Here is a 22,988-nt window from a genome sequence, read left to right on the forward strand (position 1 = left end):
ATCTTTCTCCCTCCTTTCTTATCCGTGATATCTATATGACAACCAATCTCTGGAAAAGGTTCGTTTTTCTGAGCATAAACTATAGATGCTAGTAATAACAGATGAAAGATAACAATTAAACTCGCAACACAAAAAGCCACTCCCCATAAATCTGAGAACTGGCTTTCCTTAATATTCACGCTAACAGCATACAGAAATTAAATGATATTCATAACCTCTCGTGCTTGTGTATCTAAATCCTGGGCTGAGGAAGAAATATTATTGAAATCATCTAAGGCTATTTGAATCTGCTGTTGACTAGCTTCTATATTTTCTTGCACCTGGTTTGTTCCTTTGGAGATCTTATTGATTTCCAGCGTAATGGCATCCACACTATCTTTCACTTGAATGATCGAATCCTGCACCATGGAAGATAGCTTCCTAACTTCTTTTGCAACCACGTCAAAACCACGCCCAAACTCCCCGGCATGTGCCGCTTCAATTGCTGCGTTAAGCGCTAACAGTTGCGTTTGCGAAGCAATGTTACGAATAGTTTGTACAATTCCCTGAATCGATACCGCTTGTGTCTCCAGATTAGCTAGAGTCTGTGTATTTTCAATGGATACTTCGGCTATTTTATCGATACTCAGCAATAGTTCTTGACTACGTTCTATGCCTTTCTCGGCTCTATGATTTAAGCTGTCCGACATCTCTTGCATCCGCTGTACCACAACACTCATGTTATTTTGTCGATCCGTGATATTAGTCGCTATCTTAGATACGCCAATGACCTGTTCATTATTTTCATCATAGACAGGCATATATGTAGCTTCCAGCCATACCGCATTTCCTTTTGCATCCATTCGTTCGATCTTATCCTGAACACTTTTTCCTGAAAAAAGATCCTGCCAGAACACCTCATAGCCCGGGCTATTTACAAAGTGAGGAAAGCAAAACTCTTTATGATGCATCCCATACATCTCTTCTTTGTTATACCCCATCGTACTAGCAAAAACGTCATTCACATAAGCCACTCGTCGATCAAGATCAAACCTTATAATCGCTAAATTTTTTTCTAAAGATCGGACAACAAGCTCATCGGTAACTCCCTGAGAGTGTACCATTCCCATATAATAATTCCTCCTGGATATCTATAAGTTACTCGTCGCGTCATCATGAAGTATATCTGAACAATTATACGCTCTTATTGCGCAGAGAGAAATACATGATTCTTATTAAATTTATTAAAATTCGTTGTTAAAAAAGGCCAATGGCGAGCGAGTATTGCTCTTTTCTAATAGATTGATCCCTGAAATACTTTTAAGTGATGATAATTAGGGAAAACCTCCCTATAAATACACGAATATCGAAGATTTATCTCTTTTTTAGGGAAATGCTCCCTTTAATCTTTTAAAATCAAGCCTTTTTCTATTTTTAAGAGTTATTTGTGGGAGATTCTCCCTAAAAGCTCACATTTTTAGGTGCCTGGAGAAAAATACAGGGAGTTTTTCCGTAATTATTTTTAACCACAAAAACCCCAGCCGTAATTCCAGCCAGGGTTCGAAGCAAGTTCCTATTAATACTAATTTGTCTCTTGCAAAATGCACATACCAAACGGTCCAGCAAACATAGCCTCTTATATGTACATTTCCTTATTTCTTGGATCCGTAATCTCCGATCTTAATTCCCCATACCGAATCCTTCTGATAGGATGCAGCCTCCTTTAAACTTGGAAGTCTTACATCCAGAGGACTGTGTCTTTCCAAATACATCACAAACGCCTGGCGAAGCCCAATCTCAGCATCCAGTTTATTAAGTTCGTTCGGGTGTTTCTCCATCTCGGCTAATTCTACTTCCCAACGATATAAATCGCTTGCCTCTGATCGTTCCAGCCGAACTTTTTCAGTCAGCTCCCGCAGCTCACGGTAGGCCTGTTTTACTTTTGAAGAGTACAGTTGCTTCTGATTCATAAAAGTTAAGAATGCGATAAGTAGTGCTAAACCTATCCATAAAATAACGTTGTCCATATTCTCCCTCCTGCTTGGGCTATTCTCCTAATTATACACACCAGAACGCAAAAATACCCCACAATGTGAGGTATCTGCCTTAGTTTTTAGCATCTATTCTTTTTTCATAATTTCATGCAGCTGACGTTTGTCTGCTTCTAAAGCCCGGGCCTGGGCTTCGATATCCTCCAGATCTGCCTCCGCTGCTGAAAACTCTACGTCCTCTGCCTTCGCCTCGTACAGCATTTTCATCTTCTCGGTCTTTGAGAATATTTGCGAGTTCTCTCTATCCATAGTATCGATCATCTCCCTTCTTATTAAGAAAATTATTATTCAAATCATCCCGCCTGCTTCTTCAATTAAGCGTAATGCTTGATCATGGGACTCCGAATTCAAGATCACCGTTAGTAAAATATCTCTACCCGTCGGTCCTCCATCTCCGCCATGACTCATCCCACTGGCGCTGGTATCAGCAGCAGCTAGTATACCTGTGTGTGCACGCTCAGCAGTCATGGAGTCCATTCTGGCAACATTGCCTGTCACTGGGTTTACCCCTGAGCTAAAGCTCGTGCCTCCATATCTACTGAAGCGATCAACGGAAATTTCAATGGCCCGAAGTGCACGGAGCTTACGAGCAACACCCTCCGCTTCCTCAGGACTTTTAAAATAAGCCAAAATAGATCTTTCCGACATCTTATCCCCGCTCTCGCTTGAAATTCAGATATCTGTTGCATTCCTTTATATTGTCTTCATTTCACTTCTTTTATGCCCTTTTTTTCTCATACTCCACTTATTTACTGGGAATTCGACATTTTCCTCGACGCTTCCCTGCAATATAGTGCTAAAGTTGTATATTCGATTTGAAGTTATAGCTGTAGAATAAATTTAATTTTCATAATTTTTTACATTTTACGCTGAGGAGGAGAACTACAGATACACCCGTCAATATAAAAATTCATTTGGGAGGATGAACTTATTTGAAACGTACCTTTAAACACTCTATTCAAAAATTTGGTATTGGGGCGGCGAGCTTCGGACTGGCTGTTTCTGTCCTTTTTCCATCCGCTGCATTTGCGAACTCATCCCTTGAAACATCAACTAACCTAGCTAATAATGTACAGTCTCAAAGTGTGACCCCTCATAACTACGCGGGTGTGCTCAAAGGTTCAGCACCAGTATCCGTGATCGTGGAATTAACTAATAAACCAGTCAGTGTGTATGAAAATGAGGCTAAAACTTCTTCTTTACGATCCTCAGTCTCCTTACAACGCAGTAAAATTATCTCAGAGCATAAAAGCTTTATTTCCTCAGCGCAGAAAATCGATGCCGACATCGGTTTTGAATACAGTGAGATTTTTAACGGATATTCCATTACTCTGCCAGCCAATCAAGTAAACAAGCTGTTAGAGCTTCCGGGCGTTGCAGCTGTTTATCCAAATGATGAAGTACATGCGTTAGCAGATAGTCTAGAGGTAGCGACTTTGCCTGTTACACGTTCTTATTCGGACAGTGGCAATCTTATAGGTGCGGATACACTACATGCATTAGGTTACACAGGAGAAGGGGTACAGGTAGCGGTTGTAGATACCGGCATCGATAAAAACCACCCTTTATTAAAGGAGAATTATAAGGGCGGTTACGATGCCTATGATCAGGATAATGATCCGTCAGAAACACCTCCTGATGCCAACTTCCCTCCAAAAAATGGTAGCCCATATGAAACCTCGCATGGCACTCATGTAGCAGGTACAATTTTGGATGTTGCACCTGAGGTAGATTTGTACGCGTATCGCGTACTTGGCCCTTACGGTTCCGGTCCAACAGCGGTTGTAATCGCGGGTATTGAGAAAGCGGTCGCTGATGGAGCCGATATAATTAACCTCTCCCTGGGCTCTGATGTTAACCAAAGCTATTCCGCAAGTTCAATCGCGATAGACAACGCCATAAAGTCGGGCGTGAATGTTGTAGTTGCCGCCGGTAACGCTGGACCGGATGTAGGAACATTGGGCGAACCTGCTGGATCTCAACTCGCACTTAGTGTAGGTGCTTCTACTACCCCAGTGAATACCCCATTCTTTGATATTGGCGATGTTAAAAAAATTCCAGGGACCTTAGCAACTTACTCCCCAGACTTAGTTGATAATATAGCTGGCAGTAAGATCGTTTACGCTGGTCTTGGAGGTACTTCCGATTACACAAATTTGGACGTCAAAGATAAGGTAGTCCTTGTCGATCGAGGTGTGCTGAGTTTCGGAGATAAATCTCTAAATGCCAAAGCAGCTGGAGCCAAACTTGTCCTAATTGCTAATAATACTACTGGTGAAATCTCTCCCACCCTTGGTGCGCCTGGGAATTACGTTCCTACCTACGGAATTACTCAAGCAGATGGCAAAAAGATAAAAGCTCAATTGGATGCTGCTAAAGATATCATCAGTTACTATATAGGGCTTGAAGTCAATCAGTTAGCAAACTTCAGCTCAATGGGTCCGGGGATGCCGGATTATCTAATCAAACCTGATGTTGTTGCGCCAGGGGTCAGTATCAACTCCACAATTCCTAGCTGGAATGGTGATTACGAACACGCTTATGGCTTAAAAAGCGGCACCAGCATGGCAACCCCACATGTTGTAGGAGCTGTAGCTTTGCTACTGAGTGAAAACTCTGATCTTAAGCCAAATGAAATTAAAGCACTGCTAATGAACAATGCTGATCCTATCTTTAACCGTGATGGGAATCCTTACTCACTGTATCAACAAGGTGCAGGTTTAATTAATCTGGAGAAATCGGTAAACGCTAAATCCATCGCTAAAGTCGGAGAGAGCTTAATTAGCGGCCTTCCTGGGACTGTAGAAATCCCTTATTACACAGGTTCCTTATCCTTTGGCTTGCTCTCAAAGGGAGCTAGTGTAACGAAATCAGTTTATGTAGAGGACTTTAAAGGGATTGGATCAACCTACACGCTGTCCACCGAATGGCTTACAGAAGCGCCTGGTGACATTAGTATTAATATTGCACCAAAAAGTATTACCTCAGGTGTAGATCATTATGCACAATTTACACTGAAGGTTTCTGACACTGCAAAAGAGGGAGCATATGAAGGCATCCTGTTCCTAACCTCTGATACAGAAACTCTTCGTCTTCCCTTTAATGCACTTGTTGGCGATAAATTCAATTTAGAGCCTGTTAATCAACTTTCTTTTGAAGATCCACAGATTTCTCCTAATGAGGATGGACGCTCAGACGATACCACCTTTACCTTCTCTGTCAATGAAGAGCTGGATGGCATAAGTTTCGTAGCCTCTTCAATAGATGCTCCTGCGACAGTTTTAGGTGCAGTTTATTCTATCGATGAAAAGGTCTATCGTGGCGTGTACGAAATTACAAATTGGGATGGAACGTTAACAGACCTGGAGACCTCCGCCAAGTCCACTTTACCAGATGGTCACTACTACATCACTCCTGTGCTTCCCAATGGACAACTGCTCGAGACACAAAAGATCAAGTTCACAATTGATACCGAGAAGCCATTAGTTTCCGGCATCACACTTGAGGAGTACGAACGTGAGGCGCCAACCGATCCTGGTGCGGCAGAAATTAGTGGGTTCATTGATGATGACCTAATGGCCTATTATATTTCTAATACAAAACCTATTGGAAACTGGTTTACCGTGTACGCCGAAGGTAAACATTATGATGGAAATACTTATAAATTCGGTGGAGTAATTGCAGGTAATGGTGCTTTTTCCATTGACGTTCCGGTTAACGAAGGGCTTAATGAGTACAAAATCTATGTGGTTGATAAAGTAGGTAATGGCGCAGACGACGATGATTATGCTCAGCGACTGCTTTATAGCACAGGGGATGGTATTTTCAATGTAAATCCGTCTCTATCTGCAGCCACTATTGATTTGGGACAGCCGGTAACCGTTGATCTAGGGTATTCCGTGACTGATGAGGTTTATGGCATCTATGGGGCTTCATTCGCTGTCATCTACGATGGTTCTCTCGAAAAACCAGCGATCCAGCCAAGCGTACAACTGGCTACGTATCAAGAGGAGAATTTCTCTGGTGTTGCACTTACAGAATTCTCAGAAACCTATGATCTCGGAGACGGCCGCAAACTGACACAGTATAGCGTCAATCTATCAGGTGGTGCTTATCACGGCTCTGGCTCACTAGGCAAAATAACCTTCAAACCATCTAAAGCGGGAAAATACGACTTGGAGCTATACGATGTACAGATCTGGAATGATGCTACAACATCAACAATCCCATCTGGTGTGAGAACGGTAAGCGTAAGTGTTAAGACACCTGAAACACCGAAGCCAACACCAACTCCATCAACTGATTCATATGTACCTACAGCAACCAGTGCTCCCGCTTCTGGAATCGCATTGAAATCTGGGAAGCTAGTAGAGACTGCAGATCCAGCAGGTAGCAAGCCTTCAGCGGTGTTCAACATCTTAGACACTGCATTAGCCAATTCGATCCAGAATGCAAAAGATAAAACTTCTGTTCTTGATCTTAGTGATGTAAGCTTCAATAAATATAGCCAAGTTGTTATTTCTCTTACACCGGCCCAAGCCGAGCAGTTAAAGAAATCGGAGAATGCACTCCGCCTAAACGGTAGTGGGTTCAATGTACTTATTCCAGCGGCGACTCTTCCGGATTTCATCAACAGCAACGGCTTGACCCTTACGATTAGCCTGACAGATGCAGGCAACACAGCAATTTTAGCAGGTAGCTCAGCAGCAATAAATATCGGTTCTTCCATTCTCACTATCAAAAATGGTTGGACAACCGGAAAGCCGATCATCCTTCAGCTTAATCTAAAAGCCAGCAGTCTTCATGATGCACGAAAGACTGCCGCTTATGTAGAATCAAAGGATCATAAATGGTCCTATCTACTACCTGGTTCTATCTCTAAAGAAGGGATTCTACAGTTTAACGTTACTGGTGACGGTTCTTACAGTGCAGCATCCCGAAAAATAAGCTTTAAAGATATTGGCACACACTGGGCTCAAACCGATATTGAAATCCTTGCTTCACATGGTATCATTGCCGGCAAAGGAGCCGATGGCAGCTTTAAACCTGCTGACACTTTAAATCAGGCAGAGCTTCTAACGCTCTTCGACCGTCTACTTGGAAAAGGTGACACTTGGAGTACTCGCATCAAAGAAAGTGGATCTCGTGATGTGCTGACTCGCGAGGAAGCAGCTCTTATCATCGCTAAGGCTCTTGGTGCTGATCTTACAGTAGCCAAGACACCTTTAAGCTTTAAGGATGCGGATAACATCGCTGCGGAGGCACGCAACGCTGTAGCCTATGCTGTAACCAAAGGTTATCTCAAAGGTGTTACTGCGGACAGCTTCAATCCACAAGGTACATTGACTCGTGCACAAGCAGCAACAATTCTGAGCCGTGTGCTTGAGGACCTACGTTCTTCGAACAACATCTAGTTGCACTTTAAAAGAAAGCCCCAGCAGCCAATGACTGCTGGGCTTTTTCGTCTATAGGTCACATTTGCGTTTCCGAGGCAGTCATCGGACTCAGATGACCTTAAACGCTGGATTATGCGATATTTGGCATGCTAACGGACCCCATAGTCGCTATTGGCATGAAAAGCACCGTATGAGATTGGCTAGCTTGTCCCTACTAACAGTCGACATAAGCAAACTGCCTTAATCAAAAAAGCAGAGCAGCGATCCCCAAATAACGGGAGGATCGCTGCTCTGCTGTATTATTTATTTACTCAATTAATGAAGTTAGAAATATCAGTCCCCGCGGAACGCACGCTTCACACGATCAAAGAAAGATTGCTCATGTTCATGTGTGTTTTCTCCATTTAGAGAGGCGAACTGTCGCAACAAATCTTTTTGCTCATCATTCAGCTTGCTAGGTGTCACAACAATGACTCTAACATGCTGGTCACCTTGGCCAGATCCACGTAGACGTGGAACACCTTTACCTTTAAGTCGGAAGAAAGTACCGGTCTGCGTTCCCGCAGGAATCTTCAGCTTCACTTTTTCCGTTAAGGTAGGAATCTCAATCTCATCGCCAAGTGCAGCCTGTGCAAATGTAAGTGGAACCTCGCACATAATATCATCGTTCTCACGTACGAAGAAATCATGCGATTTGACACGGATGACAATATACAAGTCTCCAGCAGGACCACCGCGTAAGCCGCCCTCGCCTTCGCCAGTCATGCGCAGCTGCGCACCGTCATCGACACCGGCAGGGATGCGTACATGAATCTTACGCTGCTTCTTAACTTTACCCTGTCCGCTACAAGTCGTACATTTTTCCTTAATAATCTTACCTGTACCACTGCAATGTGAACATGGACGACGATTACGCATCTGTCCAAGTGGTGTATTCTGTACGAATTCCTGTTGCCCACTACCATGACAAGTGGAACAAGTCTCTGGTTTAGTACCCGGTTTAGCCCCGGAGCCGTAGCAGGTATCGCAAGTTTCCGTACGTGGAATAGTGATATCAGTTTCTTTACCGAATACCGCTTCCTTGAATTCAATGGTCATCGTATACTGCAAATCCCCACCACGCTGTGGTGCGTTAGGATCACGACGTCCGCCGCCGCCAAAGAACATATCAAAGATATCGCCTAATCCTCCGAAGTCGCCACCGCCGCCTCCGAAGCCGCCCATACCTTGGTTAGGATCAATATGGCCATACTGGTCATATCTAGCTCGCTGTTGTCCGTCGCTAAGAACATCGTAAGCTTCTTTTACTTCTTTAAACTTAGCTTCAGCGTCATCTGCTTTATTCACGTCTGGGTGATATTGGCGCGCCAATTTCCGGTACGCTTTCTTCACCTCGTCGTCTGAAGCATCTCTACTGAGGCCAAGCACTTCATAATAATCGCGTTTATCTGCCACTGCTTTCACCTCCGTACATTACATACTCAAATTCCTAATTACCTGCCAAAGAAACCATTATACGATAAAACCCCAGGATCTGACCATCCAGTTCCAGCAGATGTTTATTCTTACAATATCAGAAGGCGCATTCGCGAAGAGTGTGCAAACTGATATTACAAAAGGAAAGTCAAAACACGGGATGACCCGGTTTTGACCTTCCCTTCTTAACTATATAAGAATTTATCAGTTACGCCCTATACACTTATCGTTTAAGGTTACCCTTGATTCTTATCTTCGTCAACAACCTCGTAATCAGCGTCAACTACATTGTCTTTCTTAGGAGCGCCTTCAGCAGCTCCAGCGCCACCTTCAGCACCTTGCTCTGCTTGAGCAGCTTGTTCGTACAGCTTCATGGACAACTGTTGTACAATCTCAGTCAATGCTTCTGTAGCTGCATTGATTTCTTCAAGATTGTCAGTTTCAAGTGCTGCTTTCACTTTATCTTTAGCTTCGTTTGCTTTTTCAACTTCGGAAGCATCAGCTTTATCACCAAGATCTTTGATCACTTTCTCAGTGGAATACACGAGTTGGTCAGCGCTGTTCTTCGCTTCTACCAATTCTTTACGCTTACGGTCTTCCTCAGCGTGAAGCTCGGCATCCTTCATCATTTGTTCTACTTCTGCGTCGCTCAGACCGCTGGAAGAAGTGATAGTGATCTTTTGGCTCTTGTTAGTGCCTTTATCAGTTGCAGACACATTCACGATACCGTTGGCATCAATATCGAAAGAAACTTCGATTTGTGGTACGCCACGTGGTGCTGGTGGAATCTCGTTCAGCATGAAGCGTCCCAATGTTTTGTTGCCATTCGCCATTTGGCGCTCACCTTGTAGCACGTGAATCTCAACGCTAGGTTGGTTGTCAGCAAAGGTCGAGAATACTTGGGATTTACTTGTAGGAATTGTAGTGTTACGCTCGATCATCTTCGTGAACACGCCGCCTGCAGTTTCGATACCGAGGGAAAGCGGAGTTACGTCGAGCAATACAACGTCCTTAACATCACCAGTCAATACACCCGCTTGAACAGCAGCACCAAGAGCTACAACCTCATCCGGATTCACACCTTTGTGTGGATCTTTACCTGTAAGCTTCTTAATTGCATCTTGTACAGCAGGAATACGTGTAGAACCACCAACCAGAACGATTCTGGTAAGGTCTGCAGGCGTCATACCAGCATCAGACAATGCTTGACGAGTTGGTCCCAAAGTACGTTCTACTAGACCAGCAGTAAGCTCATCAAACTTCGCACGAGTCAAGTTGATCTCCAAATGCTGAGGCACTCCGTCAACTACAGTGATAAACGGAAGAGAAATAGTGGTTGTCAGTACGCCCGACAATTCTTTCTTCGCTTTTTCAGCTGCATCTTTCAAACGTTGTACAGCAGATTTATCTTTGCTCAGATCAATACCTTGCTCTTTCTTAAATTCGGATACCAGATGATCCATAACCACTTGGTCAAAGTCATCGCCACCAAGTTTGTTGTCGCCGCTTGTAGCTTTTACTTCAAAGAATCCATCGCCCAGTTCAAGGATAGATACGTCGAACGTACCGCCACCAAGGTCATAGACTAGGATAGTTTGATCTTCGGATTTCTCCAGACCATATGCCAAAGCTGCAGCTGTTGGCTCATTCACAATACGCAAAACTTCCAAGCCTGCAATTTTACCTGCATCTTTAGTAGCTTGACGTTGGCTGTCATTGAAATAAGCAGGAACTGTGATAACTGCTTGAGTAACAGTTTGGCCAAGATATGCTTCTGCATCGGATTTCAGCTTTTGAAGAATCATTGCTGAAATTTCTTGTGGGGAATAGTCTTTACCATCGATGCTTTCTTTATGGTTAGTACCCATGTGACGTTTAACAGAGCTGATCGTACGATCAGGGTTAGTAATTGCTTGGCGTTTAGCTGTTTCACCGACGATACGCTCGCCGTCTTTCTTAAAACCTACCACCGAAGGGGTTGTACGTGCGCCCTCTGGGTTTGGAATTACAACGGCTTCGCCGCCTTCCATTACGGCAACGCAAGAGTTCGTGGTTCCTAAGTCAATACCGATAACTTTACTCACAATAATTTGCCTCCTCTAAAGGTATATGGAGCATTCGCTCATTAAAATAATAAAATATTTAAAAAATTCGATTGGTACCGATGGTGGACAGATACTGCCCGTCCTATATATACAGATTACATGCTGACTTTGACCATAGCAGGACGAAGGACTTTATCTTTCAGGAGGTATCCCTTTTGGACCTCTTCCGTTACGATACCCTCTTCGTACTCCTCGCTCTCCACCTGCATAATAGCCTGATGGTATTCAGGATTAAAAGGCTGTCCTACTGTTTCCATAGCTGTAAGTCCCTCGGACTTCAATACCCCATCTAGCTGACGGAAAATCATATTAACACCCTTCACGAAAGCTTCGGATTCTGGGCTGCTAGGAGTAGTCACTAAAGCACGCTCAAAATTGTCCAGTACTGAAAGCAATTCAGTCACGAGCTTGGAGGTGGCATATTGAGCCAACTCTTCTTTCTCCTTCTGAGTACGACGACGGAAGTTATCGAAATCAGCCTGCGCACGCAGCGCACGTCCTTGATATTCATCAGCGAGATCCTGCAGACGTTTTACCTCCGAACCTGTGTCTGAAGCACCTTCACTAATTTCTTCTGCCGTAAATGAGTCGGTTTCCGAAGCTACATCAGCCTCAGGTTCCTCATTTATCAAATCTTCTTTGAATTCATTAGCATCTTGAACTTGTTCCTTTTTCAAGTTGTCTTCACCTCCTTAAAATCATTCATTAAAATCATTCACGTAATCAATGTTGACTCTGTTCACTTATACCAGTGTGCCAGCATCGCTGTCAAATCTCGGGATAAAATGCCCAAGATCCCCATCACTCTTGCATATTCCATTCGTGTCGGACCAAGGATACCAATGCTCCCCAGTGCCTGCCCATCAAGAGAATAAGTGGCGGTGATCAGACTGCAGTTAGCGAACGCTTCATGATTGTTCTCCGTCCCTATTCGGACCTGGATACCTGTGCCGCCTGTTGTAGGGGCCAGCATTTTGAGCAATGTAGGCGTCTCTTCCAGCAGATCAAGAATGCTTTTCACCTTGTCAACATCCTTGAACTCAGGCTGTGTAAGCATATTCGTCGCTCCACTAAGATAGATACGCTGCTCTTGATCACTTTCCAGCGCAATGTCTAGCACTTGCATTAATTCTTCATAATGTGAGATGTGACGCTGCATTTCCTCGCCAAGCTCGGAATACAGCCGAGTCTTCAGCTTATAGAGTGGTACATTGACCAGCTTACTATTCAGTAGGTTAACCACTTTCTCCATCTCGGAAACGGATATCTCCGGTGGAATGTTCACCGTACGGTTCTCAACTTGACCCGTACTTGTAACAATAATCGCTACAGCGGTTTTATCATCTAGTGGTAACAACTGAAAATGACGCAATGATGTATGAAAAACCTCCGGTCCCAGAAGGATGGAAGTGTAATTCGTCATATTGGAAAGAATCATCGCCGCATGTTGGATTACCTGCTCCATCGCATTCAGCTTCTCGGCAAAAAAAGCGCGGATCGTGCCCATCTCTGCCGTTTCGGCGGAATTCCACGGTACCAAATGATCCACATAATATCGGTATCCTTTATGGGAAGGTATTCTCCCCGCCGATGTATGAGGCTGCTCGAGATAACCCAAATCCTCTAGGTCAGCCATTTCATTTCGAATAGTTGCAGGACTGTACCCTACATCACCCCGTTTAGAAATGCTGCGAGATCCTACTGGTTCTGCCGATGAAATATAATCATCTACAATTGCATTTAGTATCATTCTCTGGCGATCAGTTAACATGTTATCCCCTCCTATCGGCTGTTGGCTCCGATTCGTTAGCACTCGACTCAGATGAGTGCTAACCACTAATACAAAAATACCAAACTGACATTGACATTGTCAAGTCAGTTCAGCATCTTAAGTACTGCTATTTCATCGCAGGCATGCTGCTTTTTACAATTCACGCAATCTGTCCATACCTTTTCGGGAAAAATCTCTTTCTCAACAACTTCGAATCCGTTTCTAAGAAAGAAATCTACGGCATAGGTTAGTGCCATGACCTTAGGGATTTTCTGGTTTCTGGCTTCCTCAACCAACTTCTCTAAAATCATTGAGCCTACACCTTTGCCCTTACCTTCGTCATTCAGACCGATCGAGCGAATCTCTACAAGATCATTCCCGAGTCTGAAGAGTGACCCACAGCCAACGAATCTGCCGCCAATTTCTGCAACAACGAATTGATCGATCTGGCGTGTCAGCGCCTGCCTGGAACGGGGCAACATGATCCCGCGCTGTGCGTATTCTTCTATCATCAGATACAACGGTTCAACATCTTCTATCACAGCATTTCTGCAAATCACCTGTGCGTCTCCTGCTGGAGACGAATGGCGGATCATTTCCGTCTTGGCAAGCACTTTAATTCACCCCTCTGTTGATAATATGAATAAATATACAACAGAGTGAATTACAATTCAAGGGGTATTTTAAAATTAAACTTCTGTCAGTGCGCCTACAAATTCCGCGAAAACATCGTTCCCGAAAAGGATTCCTTGCTTGCTGAGTCGATAAGTCCCCTCTTCGTGCTCAAGTAGACCCGCATGCAGCATCTTATGCAAGGATTTCGCAAATACATCCTCTATCGAACGCCCAAATTGCGCTTGAAAAGCCTCATTAGAGACGCCTTCATGCATACGTAACCCAACCATCATAAAGTCCTCCATCGCTTCTGCTTCAGTGATTGGGTATGCGTCTAATCGAGGCAACCCTTTACGTGTAGCTTCAACATAAGGATTTACACCCTTAACATTAATATGACGCTGGCGACCCACATATCCATGTGCACCTGCTCCAAGACCATAATAATCTTCATTACGCCAGTAAGTGATATTGTGACGACTCTCCATACCTGGTTTTGCGAAGTTACTGATTTCGTATTGGTTATAGCCCGCTTCCTTCATAGATGACATCAACAAGAGGTACATTTGCAGTTCATCTTCTTCATTAGGAAGAGGAAGTTTGTTCTTATTAAATAGGGTGTGAAAAAGAGTGTTCTCCTCCACCTTCAAGCTGTAAATAGAATAGTGGGGTAAATCAAGCTCCAAGGCCTTACGAATACTTTCGCCCAGCATCTCTACAGTTTGGTTCGGCAAACCAAACATAAGGTCAACCGACAGGTTGTTAAGACCAACTGCACGAGCATTCTCCAAGCTGCGGTATACATCGTCAACATTATGAATCCGGCCAATGCCCGTAAGGAGTTCGTTCTGAAACGCCTGAACACCAAAGCTCACCCGATTCACGCCGCCTTCTTTCATAACCGCCAACTTTTCTATATCCGTAGTTCCCGGATTTGCTTCCATAGAGAACTCGATATCTTTATCCCAGTTTGGGAAATGTGTCCGAACTGATTTTAGAAAATAAGCCATCTCATCCGGCTTCAGTACTGTTGGGGTACCACCGCCGACAAAGATCGTTTTGATAACACCCGGTGGAGTGTTCTTGACGGTCAGCTCCATTTCTCGATCCAAGGCTTGGAGATAATCCATAACCGGCTGATCCTTGAGAACGTAGGAATTAAAATCACAATAAAAGCACTTATTGGTACAAAAAGGAATATGAATGTATACGGCCTCAGGGGGACGGCCATTAGTATTCGTGGTCATTAGCTGTCTCCTTTATATAAAAATATCGTTTGACTAGTGTAATCTAAAAAACAAGAAAAGGGAAGCCTGACGGCTTCCCTCCAAGGACGATCATTTATAAATGATCTCTATTTTAAAATACAAAAAAGTATAAGTTTTCGTTATCCTATATATTTTGTATTTCTCGCAGAAACGGATACTGTCCCTATAAGGACGGCTAAGCCGTTTCTTCTTAATATATCCGCATTTCCACGAGTTCTGCACGTTCTCCTCCGTTAGTTTCATGAATAACGATCCGAACAGCGTCCGTAAGGACAGGGTTCTCTAAACGATGTACGTTCTTCCGGCGATGATTGTCTTTGACGCGGAACATGACTTGCCACACGCCATCAATGAGCAACTCTACATCGTAAGCCTTTACTAGTTCAGGAATCACTAGAAATGGCGTTTCATGGTGATGTAGGTTGATAAGATCCTCATTAACATCATCGTTAAAGGTAAAATGAATTTCAGAGACTGAAGCAGCATCCGGGAGACGCGCCTCTACCCACTCCGTTCTACCAGCAGTCATCGGCTCAGAAACCCAGCTATGTGGCCCTGCAAAAGGTCGAACATACCCGTCAGTGACTTTGGATGCAGCATATGCGGATGTTTCTACCGCAAAGCAGAAATGCCTGCGTACAAGCTGTTTCATGCTCCACTCCATCACCGGCTGATCTGGCTGATGATCCTCCAGCGCTGAATCAACTACAGGTTTAACGCCTCTCTCAAATGTAATAACACCTGTGATTGGGGTTTCTGAAATATGCAATTGAATATGCTCATTAGCTCGAATAATAGCGAAGATATTACATTCGCCGATTGAACTCCACTGCTCCTCTTGTACCGGAACATCAATCCATTGCTGCTCTCCAGCTTGTACTATTACAACATCAACCTGTCTACACTCTGCTGGAACGTAATTTTCCGCACGCCCAGTCGTCCATAGCTCAACGGTCAGCTCTGACTGAGTACTTGCTGACACAAGCAGCTTCAACCCAAGGATATTTCCTTCAACCGGAAACAAAATTCCTACGTCATGAGAAAGCTCATAAGCTTCAGCTGGTCGATCCAGTACTATGCCTTTCATCGTACTGGACGCATGAATCTCACTATTTCTCGCGAGATCTAGCGGATCTTCGTTGCGCAATCCAATAATCGAAGCATCTTGCTTTAACATCACCTGTTGCAATTCATGCATATGCTGCTTGCGAATTTCACGAGGGGTTACACCTTTGATGACGGATAATGCTGCACCTGCTCCAGCCGCTTCACCCATGATCGCACAGGTTGCCATGACGCGTGTTGTTCCAAAAGCCACATGAGATGCGCTGATATTCCGACCCGCGAAGAGTAGATTTCGCACATTCTTCGAATAGAGCGAACTAAATGGAATATGATAAATCCCATCCGCATGCAGATGCTTCGAGCCGCTCTCTTCTGCGTACATCCCTTGCGGTGGATGCAGATCAATCGACCATCCTCCGAATCCAATCCGGTCTTCAAATTCACGCTGAGCAAGAATATCATTTTGCGTTAAGATCGTATCGCCAACAAACCGTCTGTATTCACGTTTACCCGGAATTGAGCCCACCCACTCCAGCGTCATATTTTCGGCATCAAAATGACCTGAGTTTTTAATGTAATCCCAAATCCCATAAATAACAGAGGATAGCTCATCACGTATACGTTCATTCTCATCCACTGTATCAAGCTCACCGCCCCACTCAATCCACCAGTAGTGACAGCCTGAATCTCCACTCCGAATGACCCGACGGATCGGAATCGACGTTGTTGTAATATCCTTCGCGAACGATGGAGCAACATAACGAACCGGTTTTCCTGTATCCTGTGTATAAAACAATAATGTACTGCCTAATGTAATGTTATCAGGCACTTCAGGTGCCCATTCCTCATTAAACTCATGGCGGGCTTCACGTCCTAATCGGAAGTCAGCTCCTGCCAGGAAGCCAACCAAACCATCGCCCGTGCAATCGATGAACGCCTCACTCTTGAACGTAATCAACCGCTCAGATCCCATCATCCAACCAATCACACTGCGAATCGTCCTATCCTCTGCCTCACCTTCCGCTTCCACTTCGCGTACATCGGTATTTAGGAACAGGCTGATATTCGACTCTGCCTTCACGGCTTCGAGTAAGGTTAGATCCCATAAGTATGGATTTCCCTCCGGGTTCCGGTATTGATTCTCGATGAATAACTCACCCATAATGCCTGTCTCACGTGCATATCGATTTACACCATGTCCTGTTGCACCACATACCCATACCCGAACCTCTGAACTCGAGTTACCACCAAGTACAGGACGATTCTGCACTAGTGCTACCTTTAACCCTAGGCGCGCTGCAGCGATCGCCGCGTTCATTCCTGCAAGTCCACCACCGACCACTGTTACATCGGATTTAACCGTTTCTGTTCTCATGTTAGTACCCCTCCTATAGTTAGCCTTTCACAGCCGAACTTGAAATCCCTTGAATAATGTATTTCTGACCCACAAAGAAGATAATAATCATTGGAATAATCGCAGCCGATGAAGCAGCCATCATCCCGTTGTAGTCCACATTGTTCTCAAGAATAAAATTCTGCAATCCAAGCGGAATGGTATATAGTTTAGGGCTTTGCAAGAATACAAGCGCATTCTCATAATCATTCCATTGCCAGGAGAAATCGAGAATAGCAAACGTTGCTATTGCTGGCTTCGCTAATGGCAGAATTAAGCGGAAAAATATCTTATAATGCCCCGCCCCATCCAAAAAAGCGGATTCCGTAATTTCCTTAGGAATGCTCATAAAGAACTGCCGAAGCATAAATACACCGAAGATTGAGAACATGGCTGGTAAGATCAGCGCCCAATGCGTATTGTAAATCCCAACCCAGTTAAACATGATAAACTTTGGAACAAAAAGCACCTGAGGTGGAACCATCATCATGGATAAATATATGACAAATAGTCCATCTCGACCTTTGAACGAAGTACGTGAAAATCCGTAAGCGGCAAGGGCAGATAGAAACACAGCCCCCACAGTTCCAATAATTGAAATCTTAAGTGAATTTAAATAATACGGAACAAAATCATGACTTCCTGTCCATACCCGAATATGATTGCTCCAGTTGAGAGATGAAGGCAGCCATTTGTTAAACACCTCGGCAGGTGTCTGAAAGGATGTGCTGAGCATCCATAGGAAAGGCACAATCATAAATAGTCCTAGAACAAACATGATGACCGTTACTGGCAGTTTCACCTTCATGTTTCCTGCGTTTTCATTCATACCGCCTGCTCCTTTAAATTATGGTTTCGGGGCCCCCCGCAAAGCTTCACTTTGTGGGATCATTTAGTAATGAACCCAGCGCTTTTGGCCGATCCACTGAATGACTGTAATGACGAGAATGACGGCGAACAAGAACCATGAAATGGCTGAAGCGTATCCCATATCGTAATAACTGAACGCTGTTTTATAAACGAATAGTGATAAGACCGTCGTACTTCCGCTAGGACCTCCAGCCGTAATGGCTTGAATAATCGAGAACGATTTCATCGTCATAATTAATCCGGTAATCATTAATAAGAAAGTTGTGGGACTAACAAGAGGCCATACAATTTTCCATGTTGTTTTGAATGTGCTTGCACCATCGATCCGGGCAGCCTCCAGCTGTTCTGTCGAAATTTCCTGTAATGCAGCTAAATATATGATCATATTGTAGCCAAGCATCAGCCAGATTTGTACGATATCAATGGCATACATTGCGGTTTCCGTATCCGCAAACCATCCTGGCGGCGATGTTATGCCAATCCAGCGAAGCATTTCATTGATGGGTCCTTGTGAAGGCTGAAATAGCAGCATCCAGACAAATGCAACGGCTACTCCACTGGAGATATACGGTAGGAAGAACATTCCACGTAATACGCCTTTAAGATACACACTGCGGTTTAGAAATAGCGCTACAATAAATGCGAGCACCATCGATACTGGAACCGATATCAGGAATATCACCGTATATTTGATCGAGGCATAGAAATTATCGTCATGGAACAATCGTTTGAGATTATCCAGCCCAGTAAATTGCCAATTCGGATTTGAAAATTGATAATTCGTAAACATGAGGACAAAGGAATAGATTGCAGGAATAATAAAGAATAAGAGAATACCAATCATATTCGGAAGAATAAAGGTCATGCCGATCCAGCCTTGTCTGTCCATCCAGCTTCTCCGCTTCACGGTATCGCCGCCTTTCGTATGCTGAAAAATGGGTACACGAAAGAGAAGAACGAAGAAATCTTCCTCCTTCTCTTTTGTGCTAACTATTTCATTATTTCAATAACTCTTGCGAACGGGTTTGCATATTCTTCATCGTGGTTTCAATATCTTGCTTATTTAAGAAGTATTTTTCATACTCTTCTTTACGTGCATCAATGGCTTGTTGAGTTACATTTAGCTGGAAGGACGGGAATTTGCCGAATACAATTTTATTCATTGAATCTGTATCATATTTGTCTTCCACACCCTTCATGAGAAGGCTCATTGCTTCCTTACTATCTACACTCTTAGAGGCTGGAATACGACCCCCGCTTGCCATTGGCAGCATACCGCCATCCGCATACCATTTTGCGAACTCCCAAGCTGCATCCAGGTTCTTGGATTTAGCATTAAGAGCAAGCATGTCACCCACACCGCCCGAATATTTATAATCCTTTTGATCTTTATTCACTTTTGGAATAGCGGCGAACGCGGTTTTGAAATCATGCGGATAGTCTTTCAAGTTGTTCGCATTTCGGAAAATAAACTCACCTGCTGCCAGCATTGCCGCTTTGCCTTGCAGGAACATGGTGTCAACCGGCATTTTACTGGTCAGTTGCTCGCCATATTCCGGTGTGGATTTGTCCACGAACATCATGTTATGCAATATTTCCAGGTGTTCTTTCCATAGATCATTCCCAAAGTTTGAAGTACCATCCGCCTGTTTCACACCCATTCCAGCAAGCGTACCGTCCATCGTTGTTGAGAAGGAGGAATCTGCCTGCAATAATCCGTACACACCAGGCTTCGTTAGCTTCTTCGCATACTCCTCAAGATCTGACCAGGTCCAGTCCACCGCAGGAATCGGTAATCCTGCTGCATCCAGCATATCTTTGTTCAACCATACAAACGCCATGTTTTTCTTTGTAGGAATCCCATAGTACTTATCATTGATTTTCCACATCGCTGCGTCCTCGCCGATCTGGCTGTCGATATCATAATCTGTCTTCGTGCTTAGATCCAAGGCAACGCCTGCATCCATACGTTTCTGTAAATGAGCAAGATCGTAGTTCATGAAAAGGTCTATGTTTTGATTGGTCATCAAGGCAGTATCCAGCTTTAAGTTTCCAGCATCATCATTTACATTACGGATATACTCGACTTGAATGTCTGGATGATCTTTATTCCAGTTATCAATTACAGCTTGAGGCCCGGCTTCTGCAGGAACTGCCCCCCACATCGTAAGTTTTATTTTCTCCTTTGCTGTTTGTCCATTTGCACTGCCCTGCGCATCATTACTTCCACTAGTACCACAACCAGCCAGCATCGTACCTGCTAATAAGACAGAAAGCACTGCAGGATACCACTTTTTCTTCATCGATATCTTCCCCCTTGGAAGGATTATGTGTTGTGCTCTACGTCTATAACTTTATCATCAGAGCGGATTCTGGGGGATGAACTACATTTGGGAAACTATAGAACGTTTTTTGGTTCTTTGCGAAATTCATTTGGCGTGACGCCACACCACTTTTTGAAAATTTTAATAAAATAATTATCGTTCTCAAAGCCCACCTGCTGCCCAATCTCACTAATTGTTAGCTTCGTCTCTGCAAGCAGCATTTTTCCAGCCTGAATACGCCGCTCTTGAATATAATTCGTCAATGTTTTCCCTGTCTTTTTCTTGAATAAGTCACTTATATAGCTGGCATCCATTCGTATCAACTCTGACATGGATTTGAGCGAGATGTCTTCAGAATAATGCTCTTCAATATAAGCAATTATTTTGTTCATCTCCACATGATCTGTCGGTCCCGTTTGTTGCTTCTCAGGAAACCATTTATCGGCCTTTTTCATCTTCACCATTCGCTCCAGCTCGGCATGAACCTTACCCATGGTCTGCTTCAAACCTTGGAGATCTAAAGATAGCTTCAGAATGTAGTCCGAAGCTCCAAATACGAGCGCTTGCCGAGCGTATTCAAATTCACTCAATGCGGTCAACATTACAAATCGGCAGTCGAAGCCTTCCTCTCGCGCAACTTGAAGGAGCTTCACCCCATCCATCACTGGCATATTGATATCCGTCACTACCACATCAGGTCGAAGCTCACGAATCATTTGCAAGCCTACTTCTCCATTCTCCGCCTCACCTATAATTTCAAACGGGATTCCAGCCTTTAAGAATAACTTCCGTATACTTTTAACCGCGGGTTGTTCATCATCCACAATTAACGTTCTCCACATGTGAGCTTACCTCCATCGTAAGGTTTTGAAATAAGAAGTGGAAAATGGATAATCACTTCAGTTCCTGTGTCTGATGATACAATGTCCATGCCTGTCCGTTGATTCTTGAACAACAGCTCTAAGCTCTCCCTAATATTCTGAACACCGATTCCTTTTCGTTTGCGTGCAGCCTTATTCAGCTGTGCTCTTTCTATCCCCATGCCGTTATCTTTAACCTGCAGATATAGTTGTTGTCCAGTCACCTTAGCGGAAATATCAATTTTCCCTTGTTTCACAGACTGACCGAAGCCGTGAATCAAGCTATTTTCAATTAAGGGCTGAAGACAGAATTTAGGGATTAATGCGTACTGTAGTTCCTCGTTGATATCATATTGAATCTCAATCCCATGTCCGAAGCGTTGCCGCTGAATCTCCATGTAAGATTCAATTAGTACAATCTCATCCTTTAACAGAATCAAATCCACTTCAGTATTTAATGTTGTTTCCAATATTTTGCCTAGCGCAACACAAATTTCATAAATTTCATCATCATCTTTATCTAAGGCGATGCTCTTTATCGTATTCAATGTATTTAGTAGGAAATGTGGATTCATCTGCGAAAGTAACACCTGAAATCGAACGAATTGCTTCTGTTTTTCTTCAAGCTGAAGACGCTGCAACAGCTCATTTAAATCATGGATCATTATATTGAAACTCTGAGTCAGTGCAAGAATCTCTCCCCGCCCTTGCTCGGGTAATTTCATTTTGAGATTGGTTTTAGCGGTCATCTCCATCTTCTTCTGCAGCTTCTTTAGCGGCACTGTAATCGTCGATGATATAAAATAAGTTAATAGAACAAATAGCAGGAGTATGACTCCAAATACAGCAAAAAATCGTTGCTTCTGCTTATACACCTCAAGAAATAGCTGTGCTAGCTGTACCTTTTTAACGACATAACCATTCAACTCTTCGATGTAGCTGTATGTGTATAAGCTCTTCTCCTTCGGATCGATGATAGATGCAGCACGCTCTGTCTGCCGCTGGTGGTCACTCTTCACAATACTCTGCGCAATATCTGGAGAAAAGGTCTCATCCTTATCCGGATTAAGCATCATTCTCCCTGAGGCATCGAGCAGAAAAAAAGAACCTTCCTGTTTACTCCCTAACGTTGATCTAGTAAACCACTCCTCATAATCGATACTTAGCCTTGCATAGGCATAAATGTTAAAACCATTATCACGCATAACCTCATAGAGGCTAAGCATTTTCTTACTTGTTGTACTTTCCCGGACCACATTATTCTTGTCATTTGGATTCCATATATATCGATTCGCTCCTTCTCGCTTCAATGCTTGAACCCAATCCTCCGATTGGATTTCATCGTAGCTCAAGGTTTCCCTCGGCATAAAGGAAGTGTATGCGTTTCCATGAAGGTCGATTAAAGTATAATACACCGTCGCTCCACTCATGAAGAATGTATTTTCAATCGCTCCAAACTTGTTTTCAACGAGCTTTTTTCTCGTGATTTCATCCGATTGCTCGGGATTCTTCATTATCGATAAAATCGTTGTATCTTGTTCAAGTAATGACCCTGTTTTCATAACGAGACTCATGAGATCAACAAAACCATTCTTAATCCCAATAAGCTGCTCTATGTTCTTCGTTTCCGCATTATCCTGAAGCATTTGTTCTGTCTCTTTGAAGTTATACAGAACGAGCATGGCAATGGGTGTTAGTACCAACAGTAAGAAAGCTAACAAAATCCGATTCTTAAAGGTACTTGGCGTAAGTTTCAAATATAATCGCTTCACGAGGACTCCCCTCACTTTGTATGTGCTTACAATCCTTCCCCCT

17 protein-coding genes are annotated in these 22,988 nt (G+C 43.6%); 1 reads left to right on the forward strand and 16 read right to left on the reverse strand.

Annotated features, from left to right (window positions below):
- Window positions 1-197: 197 nt before the first annotated feature.
- From ACQKMP_RS27900 to ACQKMP_RS27915, 4 genes are all read right to left on the reverse strand, one after another.
- The gene (locus tag ACQKMP_RS27900; RefSeq protein WP_076299678.1) at window positions 198-1,109 is read right to left on the reverse strand and encodes a methyl-accepting chemotaxis protein; all 912 of its coding nucleotides are present in this window, start codon (window positions 1,107-1,109) and stop codon (window positions 198-200) included.
- Window positions 1,110-1,631: 522 nt separating this feature from the next.
- On the reverse strand, window positions 1,632-2,006 hold the full coding sequence (locus ACQKMP_RS27905) for a hypothetical protein (protein WP_042190995.1): 375 nt from the start codon (window positions 2,004-2,006) through the stop codon (window positions 1,632-1,634).
- 93 nt (window positions 2,007-2,099) lie between these two features.
- A complete protein-coding gene (locus ACQKMP_RS27910; RefSeq protein ID WP_042130382.1) occupies window positions 2,100-2,279 on the reverse strand; it encodes a YfhD family protein in 180 nt (59 codons plus the stop codon).
- A gap of 39 nt (window positions 2,280-2,318) precedes the next feature.
- Window positions 2,319-2,678 carry a hypothetical protein gene (locus ACQKMP_RS27915; protein WP_042190997.1) on the reverse strand — a complete coding sequence of 120 codons (360 nt, stop codon included), beginning with the start codon at window positions 2,676-2,678 and terminating at the stop codon, window positions 2,319-2,321.
- Between the two features lie 284 nt (window positions 2,679-2,962).
- Here ACQKMP_RS27915 and ACQKMP_RS27920 point away from each other — a divergent pair, with 284 nt between their 5' ends.
- Window positions 2,963-7,444, forward strand: coding sequence for a S8 family serine peptidase (locus ACQKMP_RS27920; protein WP_427472154.1), 4,482 nt, complete (start codon window positions 2,963-2,965; stop codon window positions 7,442-7,444).
- Window positions 7,445-7,759: 315 nt separating this feature from the next.
- On the opposite strand, the gene dnaJ is transcribed toward ACQKMP_RS27920, so the two are convergent.
- The 12 genes from dnaJ to ACQKMP_RS27980 all read right to left on the reverse strand — a co-directional run bounded on the left by dnaJ (window position 7,760) and on the right by ACQKMP_RS27980 (window position 22,945).
- Window positions 7,760-8,881 (reverse strand): molecular chaperone DnaJ, encoded by a 1,122-nt coding sequence (gene dnaJ, locus ACQKMP_RS27925; RefSeq protein WP_042130386.1) that lies wholly within the window; start codon window positions 8,879-8,881, stop codon window positions 7,760-7,762.
- Window positions 8,882-9,138: 257 nt separating this feature from the next.
- A complete protein-coding gene (gene dnaK / locus ACQKMP_RS27930) occupies window positions 9,139-10,986 on the reverse strand; it encodes a molecular chaperone DnaK (protein WP_042190999.1) in 1,848 nt (615 codons plus the stop codon).
- 116 nt (window positions 10,987-11,102) lie between these two features.
- A complete protein-coding gene (grpE, locus tag ACQKMP_RS27935; protein ID WP_042191002.1) occupies window positions 11,103-11,684 on the reverse strand; it encodes a nucleotide exchange factor GrpE in 582 nt (193 codons plus the stop codon).
- Between the two features lie 62 nt (window positions 11,685-11,746).
- Window positions 11,747-12,778: a heat-inducible transcriptional repressor HrcA gene (hrcA, locus tag ACQKMP_RS27940; RefSeq protein ID WP_042191003.1), complete on the reverse strand. Its 1,032-nt coding sequence runs from the start codon at window positions 12,776-12,778 to the stop codon at window positions 11,747-11,749.
- Between the two features lie 104 nt (window positions 12,779-12,882).
- Window positions 12,883-13,374, reverse strand: coding sequence for an N-acetyltransferase (locus ACQKMP_RS27945; RefSeq protein WP_042194380.1), 492 nt, complete (start codon window positions 13,372-13,374; stop codon window positions 12,883-12,885).
- 93 nt (window positions 13,375-13,467) lie between these two features.
- On the reverse strand, window positions 13,468-14,640 hold the full coding sequence (gene hemW / locus ACQKMP_RS27950) for a radical SAM family heme chaperone HemW (protein WP_427472157.1): 1,173 nt from the start codon (window positions 14,638-14,640) through the stop codon (window positions 13,468-13,470).
- Window positions 14,641-14,851: 211 nt separating this feature from the next.
- Window positions 14,852-17,101: an FAD-dependent oxidoreductase gene (locus ACQKMP_RS27955; RefSeq protein WP_427472158.1), complete on the reverse strand. Its 2,250-nt coding sequence runs from the start codon at window positions 17,099-17,101 to the stop codon at window positions 14,852-14,854.
- Between the two features lie 19 nt (window positions 17,102-17,120).
- Window positions 17,121-17,948: a carbohydrate ABC transporter permease gene (locus ACQKMP_RS27960; RefSeq protein ID WP_042191010.1), complete on the reverse strand. Its 828-nt coding sequence runs from the start codon at window positions 17,946-17,948 to the stop codon at window positions 17,121-17,123.
- 63 nt (window positions 17,949-18,011) lie between these two features.
- Entirely contained in the window at window positions 18,012-18,896 is an 885-nt protein-coding gene (locus tag ACQKMP_RS27965; protein WP_231573337.1) for a carbohydrate ABC transporter permease, read from the reverse strand.
- A 91-nt stretch (window positions 18,897-18,987) separates the two neighbouring features.
- Window positions 18,988-20,292 (reverse strand): ABC transporter substrate-binding protein, encoded by a 1,305-nt coding sequence (locus tag ACQKMP_RS27970; protein WP_076299683.1) that lies wholly within the window; start codon window positions 20,290-20,292, stop codon window positions 18,988-18,990.
- A gap of 95 nt (window positions 20,293-20,387) precedes the next feature.
- Window positions 20,388-21,155, reverse strand: a complete 768-nt coding sequence (locus ACQKMP_RS27975) for a response regulator transcription factor (protein ID WP_076299684.1) — start codon at window positions 21,153-21,155, stop codon at window positions 20,388-20,390.
- A complete protein-coding gene (locus ACQKMP_RS27980; RefSeq protein WP_427472160.1) occupies window positions 21,140-22,945 on the reverse strand; it encodes a cache domain-containing sensor histidine kinase in 1,806 nt (601 codons plus the stop codon). Before ACQKMP_RS27980 ends, ACQKMP_RS27975 begins: the two co-directional genes overlap by 16 nt.
- Between the last annotated feature and the right edge of the window lie 43 nt (window positions 22,946-22,988).

Source organism: Paenibacillus sp. NPDC101420 (assembly GCF_050277435.1).
In the GTDB taxonomy this organism is placed as follows: Bacteria; Bacillota; Bacilli; order Paenibacillales; family Paenibacillaceae; genus Paenibacillus_AQ.

Excerpts from the sequence above, each read along its gene's own strand:
- ACQKMP_RS27975 (WP_076299684.1), bottom strand. The coding sequence starts at position 21,155 with ATGTGGAGAACGTTAATTGTGGATGATGAACAACCCGCGGTTAAAAGT.
- ACQKMP_RS27960 (WP_042191010.1), bottom strand. The coding sequence starts at position 17,948 with ATGAATGAAAACGCAGGAAACATGAAGGTGAAACTGCCAGTAACGGTC.
- ACQKMP_RS27945 (WP_042194380.1), bottom strand. The coding sequence starts at position 13,374 with ATGATCCGCCATTCGTCTCCAGCAGGAGACGCACAGGTGATTTGCAGA.
- hrcA (WP_042191003.1), bottom strand. The coding sequence starts at position 12,778 with ATGTTAACTGATCGCCAGAGAATGATACTAAATGCAATTGTAGATGAT.
- ACQKMP_RS27905 (WP_042190995.1), bottom strand. The coding sequence starts at position 2,006 with ATGGACAACGTTATTTTATGGATAGGTTTAGCACTACTTATCGCATTC.
- ACQKMP_RS27955 (WP_427472158.1), bottom strand. The coding sequence starts at position 17,101 with ATGAGAACAGAAACGGTTAAATCCGATGTAACAGTGGTCGGTGGTGGA.
- ACQKMP_RS27970 (WP_076299683.1), bottom strand. The coding sequence starts at position 20,292 with ATGAAGAAAAAGTGGTATCCTGCAGTGCTTTCTGTCTTATTAGCAGGT.
- ACQKMP_RS27910 (WP_042130382.1), bottom strand. The coding sequence starts at position 2,279 with ATGGATAGAGAGAACTCGCAAATATTCTCAAAGACCGAGAAGATGAAA.
- ACQKMP_RS27900 (WP_076299678.1), bottom strand. The coding sequence starts at position 1,109 with ATGGGAATGGTACACTCTCAGGGAGTTACCGATGAGCTTGTTGTCCGA.
- hemW (WP_427472157.1), bottom strand. The coding sequence starts at position 14,640 with ATGACCACGAATACTAATGGCCGTCCCCCTGAGGCCGTATACATTCAT.
- ACQKMP_RS27915 (WP_042190997.1), bottom strand. The coding sequence starts at position 2,678 with ATGTCGGAAAGATCTATTTTGGCTTATTTTAAAAGTCCTGAGGAAGCG.